At 42.2% G+C, this 6901-nt stretch carries 6 protein-coding genes; 5 read left to right on the top strand and 1 reads right to left on the bottom strand.

Features of this window, described 5'->3' with window-relative positions; translation table 11 throughout:
• The first annotated feature begins 158 nt into the window (after nucleotides 1–158).
• From msrB to A3761_RS19965, 4 genes are all read left to right on the top strand, one after another.
• Entirely contained in the window at nucleotides 159–1181 is a 1023-nt protein-coding gene (msrB, locus tag A3761_RS19980; protein WP_368664616.1) for a peptide-methionine (R)-S-oxide reductase MsrB, read from the top strand.
• A gap of 85 nt (nucleotides 1182–1266) precedes the next feature.
• Nucleotides 1267–2088 carry a glucosaminidase domain-containing protein gene (locus A3761_RS19975; RefSeq protein WP_082870316.1) on the top strand — a complete coding sequence of 274 codons (822 nt, stop codon included), beginning with the start codon at nucleotides 1267–1269 and terminating at the stop codon, nucleotides 2086–2088.
• 166 nt (nucleotides 2089–2254) lie between these two features.
• Nucleotides 2255–3139, top strand: coding sequence for a MipA/OmpV family protein (locus tag A3761_RS19970; protein ID WP_068506506.1), 885 nt, complete (start codon nucleotides 2255–2257; stop codon nucleotides 3137–3139).
• Between the two features lie 204 nt (nucleotides 3140–3343).
• Nucleotides 3344–4279 (top strand): SIS domain-containing protein, encoded by a 936-nt coding sequence (locus A3761_RS19965; RefSeq protein ID WP_068506503.1) that lies wholly within the window; start codon nucleotides 3344–3346, stop codon nucleotides 4277–4279.
• A gap of 19 nt (nucleotides 4280–4298) precedes the next feature.
• Here the strand turns inward: A3761_RS19965 and A3761_RS19960 are convergent, their stop codons facing one another.
• Nucleotides 4299–6413: an FG-GAP repeat protein gene (locus A3761_RS19960; RefSeq protein ID WP_197469677.1), complete on the bottom strand. Its 2115-nt coding sequence runs from the start codon at nucleotides 6411–6413 to the stop codon at nucleotides 4299–4301.
• A gap of 306 nt (nucleotides 6414–6719) precedes the next feature.
• Between A3761_RS19960 and A3761_RS19955 the strand changes: the two genes are divergently transcribed.
• Nucleotides 6720–6901 (top strand): tRNA-dihydrouridine synthase (locus A3761_RS19955; RefSeq protein WP_197473138.1); only part of this gene is annotated, 182 nt, incomplete at its 3' end.

The raw sequence follows: 6901 nt of genomic DNA, 5'->3' as shown, positions 1-6901 counted from the left end.
TTTCTGCAAACCTCTTGTCCTAAGTTCTACAGTTGCTTAAAAGAATCCCGATAGAGTAGGAATTTATGAAAAAAACACTTTGGATCGTCAGTTTGCTTAGTATTATTACCTATCTGAGCGCAATCACCCAAGCAGCACAAGAGCCTGGGGCATCCACCATGAGTAAAGGCGCCATTGTCTCAGCGAGCGACACGGCGATTTTTGCCGGCGGCTGCTTCTGGTGTACCGAAGCAGACTTTGAAAAGCATAAAGGAGTACTTTCCGCCACGTCGGGCTATATCGGAGGTAGTGAACAGTCACCCGCATACAAGCAAGTAGCCTCAGGCAAAACCGGCCATGTCGAAGCGGTTCTAGTAAAATTTGACCCTAAAGTCACAAATTATCAGTCCCTACTTGATGTTTACTGGAAACATATTAACCCAACAGACTCTGACGGACAGTTTGTTGATAGAGGAAAGCAATATAGACCCGTAATCTTCTATTTGGACCGTGAGCAAATGAACTTAGCTGCTTCTTCTAAAGCATCCCTTCAGAGCAGCGGCATATTTGATAAACCCATTACGACAGAAATTATAGAAGCTGGTAAGTTCTGGCCTGCCGAAGACTACCATCAGGACTACTTCAAAAGAAACCCAATAAGATATAAATATTACCGCTACAATTCAGGTAGAGATCAGTATCTGGAAACAGTTTGGACAAAGGAAAATCTTGAGAGGAAAGCTATGAGCGAAAACAAACAGACTAATCAATACAGCAAACCAAGCGATACCAAGATACGTGAGAAGCTCAGCGACCTTCAATACAAAGTTACCCAAAAAGAAGGGACGGAAAGATCATTCGATAACGAGTACTGGGATGAGAAACGTGAAGGTATCTATGTCGATATCGTCAGTGGAGAACCCCTATTCTCATCGAGAGATAAGTTTGATTCTGGCACAGGATGGCCGAGCTTTACTAAACCGTTAATAGAAGAATATATAGTTGAAAAGAAAGATTTTCGTTTATTTATGTCTCGCACCGAGGTTCGTAGTAAATTTGCAGACTCACATCTTGGGCATGTCTTTGATGATGGCCCAGCGCCAACTGGTTTAAGATACTGTATTAATTCCGCCGCGTTGGAATTCATTCCCAAGCAGCAACTTAGTAGCCGGGGTTACGAGCAGTTTCTAGATCAGTTTTAAACGAACGATATATTTTCTTTCAGGGTGCTGTCTGTGTAATATAAGTAAAATTACTTTACTTAAACATTTGCGCCCTGAAACTTTAATGAGTTTAATTTCACGCCTCGTCAGCATTAACTACCCCGTTACCCTCTGCTTACTGTCTATTATTTGGGCAAGCATATGGTTCTATCACAGTCCCAAAAATATGCTACCCAAGATTGAAAACAAGGCCGATAGCAGTCTGTCCGTCCCGCTTCCTGACTTTTCAGTTATTCAGAATATAAGTGAGAAGAAGCAGTCTTTTTTTGAATATTTATTGCCAATGGTTAAGGACGAAAACCTTCACATACTTCGCCTCAGAACTGCAATACAAGCTATGAGCACTTCCATAAAAAAAAATGGTGCCGCCAGCCTGAACCAATACGACAGAAATTGGCTTAAAGCGCTTGCAATGAAATACAAGGTTGTGCCAACTACCAACCCAAGTCAGACACTTGGCAGACTGCTAGAGCGTGTTGATACCGTCCCTGCTTCTATGGTACTGGCACAAGCGGCCATTGAGTCTGGCTGGGGGACCAGTCGTTTCGCTAAGCAAGGAAACAACCTATTTGGCCACTGGTGCTTTAAAAAAGGATGCGGTCTTGTACCTAAATTCAGGAATGAGAACCAACAACATGAGGTAGCTCAATTCGAGACTATAAATGAATCCATCAGGGCCTATCTGATGAACCTAAATAGCTTCTCGGCATATGATGAATTCAGGAAACTACGCGCTAAGTTCAGCAGCACAAGCAAGCAAGACATGAGCAGCCTAGATCTACTGCCCGGACTTTCCCCTTACTCCGAACAAGCTGAGCGTTATATTGAGAAAGTTCGCATCATGATCGAAAGCAATAACCTCACTCAATATGACCTAGCCGGCTAATAAGGGTTAGCATTATTCAGAAATATCACGAATGATGTTATCCAGATCTCATCGTTTAAATTCAATAAGATATAGAATACAGAAATATTCAAGGACTCAGCATTCTCTGAACGCTTGGAAATTAAGTAATTAATCACACATGGAACTACCCAGGTAATTTATCACTATGGAATTCAACTCTCGTAAACTCTTATCATTGGCTGCAATAACACTGTCTTTGGTGCTTTGCTCGTCCGCAACTCAAGCAAGGGTACAAGAGCCGGTTCCAGTCTATGAAGACCATCTTTCTATCGGCCCCGGCATTACATTTGGGTCGGCACCCTATATAGGACATGATGGCACCTACTCCTTTTTACCGACTTTCAGTTTTCAGTGGGGAAATTTGTTCGGCTATAACAATCATGATGAGCCACTAGTTGGCTTCGAGTTATTCAGGCATAAGCGTATTATGTTTGGCCTTGCGGTAACATCGGGACGAACATTTTTGGATCTTGAGAATATTAGCGCTGATATGGAAGAGTTGTACTGGGGCATTGATGAAAATAGGGATAGGTCTATTGAGGCTGGCTTTATCTTCCGTTTCTTTTCCCGTGTTGGACTTGTTGAGATTAAGGCTTTTCACGATGTCATCAGCACCTATTCTGGCCCACGATCTTCAATTAGCTGGTCTCGTCCTTTCCCAGACACTGGGAATTGGACAATCACACCTCGCATGTTTATTAAGCATTATGGTACGAAATACAACTCATACTATTATCAAGTAACCGAAGCTGAAAATAGGTTAGCGGAAGAGGATGTTATTGAAAAATATGGTGCTGGCGAAGATGACGCCAATATCGATTATTATCAAACTATTACCAGACCTCAATATGAGCCTGGAAATAGTGGACATGTCGGGTTCGACCTTACCGTCGAATACAGCATATCTGACAAACTAACCGCGACGGGCTACCTTGCCATAGAGAAATTTTCAGGCGAAATAGAAACCAGCCCCTTAATAGAAGATAAAGAACTGATTCTAGGTAATATCGGCCTGCGATACAATTTTTAACCTGCTCCTTCTTTTGGCAGCGCACCTCAATCACATTGCGCTGCCAACCCTCACCCAAGTTAAACCTGTTGCACCTAAATTTCATTTAAGACAAAAGCCATTTTACTCTTTGTAAAACCGTTTATAATACAGACATAATTAGTGGTATCGTTTGTATCACCCACTCCCAAGCCCTTATAACCCCGCTTTACTAGGTAGGTGTAAATGTCTGATATTAATGAAACTGCGATTAGCAGCTTAAACGAAGCGTCCTCCGCTATTTCAAATCTCGCAAACTCTCTTGATAACAGTTTTTCATCTGCCATATCATTGATAATGAAATCTGAAGGACGCCTAATAGTTTCAGGCATGGGGAAATCCGGCCATATTGGCAAAAAAGTCGCAGCTACACTCGCTTCTACCGGCACACCTAGTTTTTTTATTCACCCCGCCGAAGCATTTCATGGTGACTTAGGGATGATCCGCCCTAGCGATATCATCTTGCTTATCTCGAATAGCGGCGAAACCGAAGAAGTGATCAAACTCATCCCTAGCCTTCGGCGCTTCGGAAACAAAATTATTTCTATTGCTAACGCCCCTGATAGCACGCTAGCAAAAAATTCAGACGTCTACTTGAATATTTTTGTCGAAAAGGAGTCATGCCCAAATAATTTGGCTCCTACCACATCGACAACGGTGACACTAGCTTTGGGCGACGCACTTGCTGTTTCACTAATGAAAGAAAGAAACTTTCAACCTGAGCACTTTGCAGCCTTTCACCCTGGAGGAAGCTTGGGTAGACAGCTACTGACCAAGGTGCGTGACGAAATGCTTGCTCAAGACCTACCTTTTGTAAGCCCTGAAACACCTGTTGATGAAGTTATCATTACAATGACTCAATCGCTTCAGGGTATTGCAGTTGTTATCGATGAAAACAAAGCGCTTCTTGGCGTAATCACTGATGGAGACTTGCGCCGTTCTTTGGTAAAAGGTGGTGACATTCACACCCAAAAAGCAAAAGATATAATGACCACAGACCCAATAACCATTGACGAGGGAGAAATGCTCTTTACGGCCGAAACGATCATGAAGGAAAACAGCATTACAAAATTACTGGTTATTGACGGCAAAGAAGCTGTTAGCGGCATACTCTCAATATAAGCCCTCTAAAACACTGAGTTTATTTTACCAAAAACAAAGGTTGTCCTGCTGTTTTGGTTGTGGCAACCACCTTATTTCCCTCAAGCGCAATCGTGCTTCCATATTCAACAACTTCAGGACTGCTTAATTCTAGAAGTTTAGACCAGGTCTTATCTTCATGATCCCGAGCATAGATGTAAGTGATACCCTTATCTTCAGCTCCTCCTTCATCGAACAGTGAGTGCGAGACAATCAGGTCGTTATCATATAGCGCCACTGCATTGCCAAAGCTCGAAAACGGTTCATTTACGGGAGCTTTTATATAGAGGTCCTGAGAAAAGTTTCCACTGGCAGCATCTCTTTTAAATACGTAAACGGCTCCAGAATCGCTTGAATCGTTATTCGACATATCGCGATTGAACCCTGTACTTGCGCCGTCCTCATGGGATGCAGAAACAACCAGATAGTTTTCATTCGAAGCAATTGAGCTACCAAATAGATCACCAGAATCTGCATTCGATGCCTTTATAATTGAACTCAATTCGTGAAATCCCACCTGATTACTATTTATAGCGCTAAAAGCAAACACAGCGCCGGAATTTGACCTACTTAGTACAGGCTCATATGACTCTGGCGAGGGCGAATTATTTATCACACGGTCATTACTTTGTTCATAAGGAGCTGATACAAATACTTGGCCGTCAGGTGTTAAAGAAATAGCACTACCAAAGCGATCTCCCGCAACGGGTTCTAAAGCTTTTAACGTCTCGATATATTGCAAGAAATTGCCCTGACTGAGATTCAGCGAATACATATAAACTGCACCTGAGTTAATGGCTTGCGTGTCGGAAAAGATGCCATTCAGGCTATCTTCTTTTGGTGCAGCAATAGCTAGGCTATGACCAATATACTGCCCAGATGAACTTAACCGAGCGCTTAACGCAATTTGCTCACCAAACCCTTTGTCGAAACCGGAGGCACCTCGAACATTTTCCTTTGCTTTGATATAAGAGTGAAGTGCCCAACTTCCATCTCGCTGCAGCACATAAAGGTAGACTGCGCCAGATTCAGGAGAAAGATTGCTAGCGCTGGCATTTTCAAGTTCTTGAGAGAGCGCACTTGAATAGTCCCCTTCTGCAGTATAGTTAGTGTACACATCTTGCGCAGAGCTATCTTCACCAGGGGCAGAAACTACCAATAGTTCGCCGTCCACAAACACAGATTGACCAAATTTATCGCCTGGCTCAGCATTTGGAGCCTTCAACATCCAGACTAACTCCCAAGAATCGTTTGCATTTCTTTCATAGATATAAACAGCGCCAGAGTCCTCTGAGAATTCATTGACAATCGAGCCGTCAAGGTCATTCTGTATCTGAAGAGCAGTAAATTCACCGGCTGAAGAACTATCTTCCTTTGGCGAACCAAGTACCAAATAATCACCTGATAGTGAAAGATTATTCGATTCAAGTGAATTTTCATCAAACAGAGCTAGAGGATTACCAAAGTCGGTAATTTCAAGCTCATCAGCTTCATCTCGAAATATTACGAAATTATAAGTTAAAACCTGTTCTACATTCCGCCGCATTCCTTGGAGCTCTAATACAGCGTTCTGTGTTTCTTTGGTACTTTCGCCCCCGTCATCTAGCAGTACGAGATTTCGTAACCTCTCGTCTAATTCGCACTCAAGCCCTGAATACGGCATCTGTAAGGACGCCGTAACTTCTAACGAAATCTCGTTTTTGCCAGGTTTAAGAGTAATATCGACTAACGAAGTGTTTTCTGAAAGATCAACATCAAACTGCCTCGTGTCATTATTATGAGAATGCTCAACGATTACACCAAATTCGCGAACCTCAATAGCCGCCTGATCAAGCCTTTCAAACTGAAGTGTAGAAAGTACAGTTTCACCGAGAGAATCTGCTTGAGTTAACTCAGGCAAAACGTTTGGAGCGAAGAACTGTTCAACCTGAACAAAGCCTAGCGTAGTAATGTCTGACAAATGCTCTAAATTAAACTGATAATCAAACTGCCTATAATCAAAGCTAAATGGAAGACCAGAAAACGATACACTATCGAGCAACACTGGTGTCTCGTAAGGAGAATCTTCCAAACAATAAGGACTAGGCTCGGGTTCAACTTCGGCGGGAATTATCAAATCATCCTGCCTACCACAAGCAATTAAAATGAAACTTAGAGATATGACAGATAAAGTTTTATAAGAGCGGGCGAGCATGAATATTTTAGTCCTTTAGATGCGCGGCTATGATCGAACTATTGAGAAGAAAGAATACAAACCCTTTAGGCAATGACGGTAATTATACGTGTATATCAAAGCAACAATCATGATATTGAACACATTTCTTTAAAGATTTATCAAACAACTAATAAAAATTAGTGACTTAGAGTGTGTTAAACTTGGTTTAATTAACCGTACATTCCAAATTTCTTCTTTTCGACCCTTATGATTAACAACTCAGAACAATCACAGAAAAATAGTTCACCAGCTATTGAGCCTAGCCGCAAGTTTTCAGTCGCCCCGATGATGGATTGGACTGATCGCCACTATCGCTATATGGCACGCCTACTTTCAAAACATACCCTTCTTTATACCGAAATGGTGACTACTGGCGCAATTATCCATGG

This window comes from Oleiphilus sp. HI0123, assembly GCF_001635315.1.
The sequence above is the reverse complement of the archived record's forward strand: the minus strand, read 5'-3'. Positions and strand labels throughout refer to the sequence as shown.

What these genes read in the sequence shown, in the direction of transcription:
- msrB (WP_368664616.1), top strand. Translation starts at nt 159, where the DNA reads ATGAGTAAAGGCGCCATTGTCTCAGCGAGCGACACGGCGATTTTTGCC.
- A3761_RS19975 (WP_082870316.1), top strand. Translation starts at nt 1,267, where the DNA reads ATGAGTTTAATTTCACGCCTCGTCAGCATTAACTACCCCGTTACCCTC.
- A3761_RS19970 (WP_068506506.1), top strand. Translation starts at nt 2,255, where the DNA reads ATGGAATTCAACTCTCGTAAACTCTTATCATTGGCTGCAATAACACTG.
- A3761_RS19965 (WP_068506503.1), top strand. Translation starts at nt 3,344, where the DNA reads ATGTCTGATATTAATGAAACTGCGATTAGCAGCTTAAACGAAGCGTCC.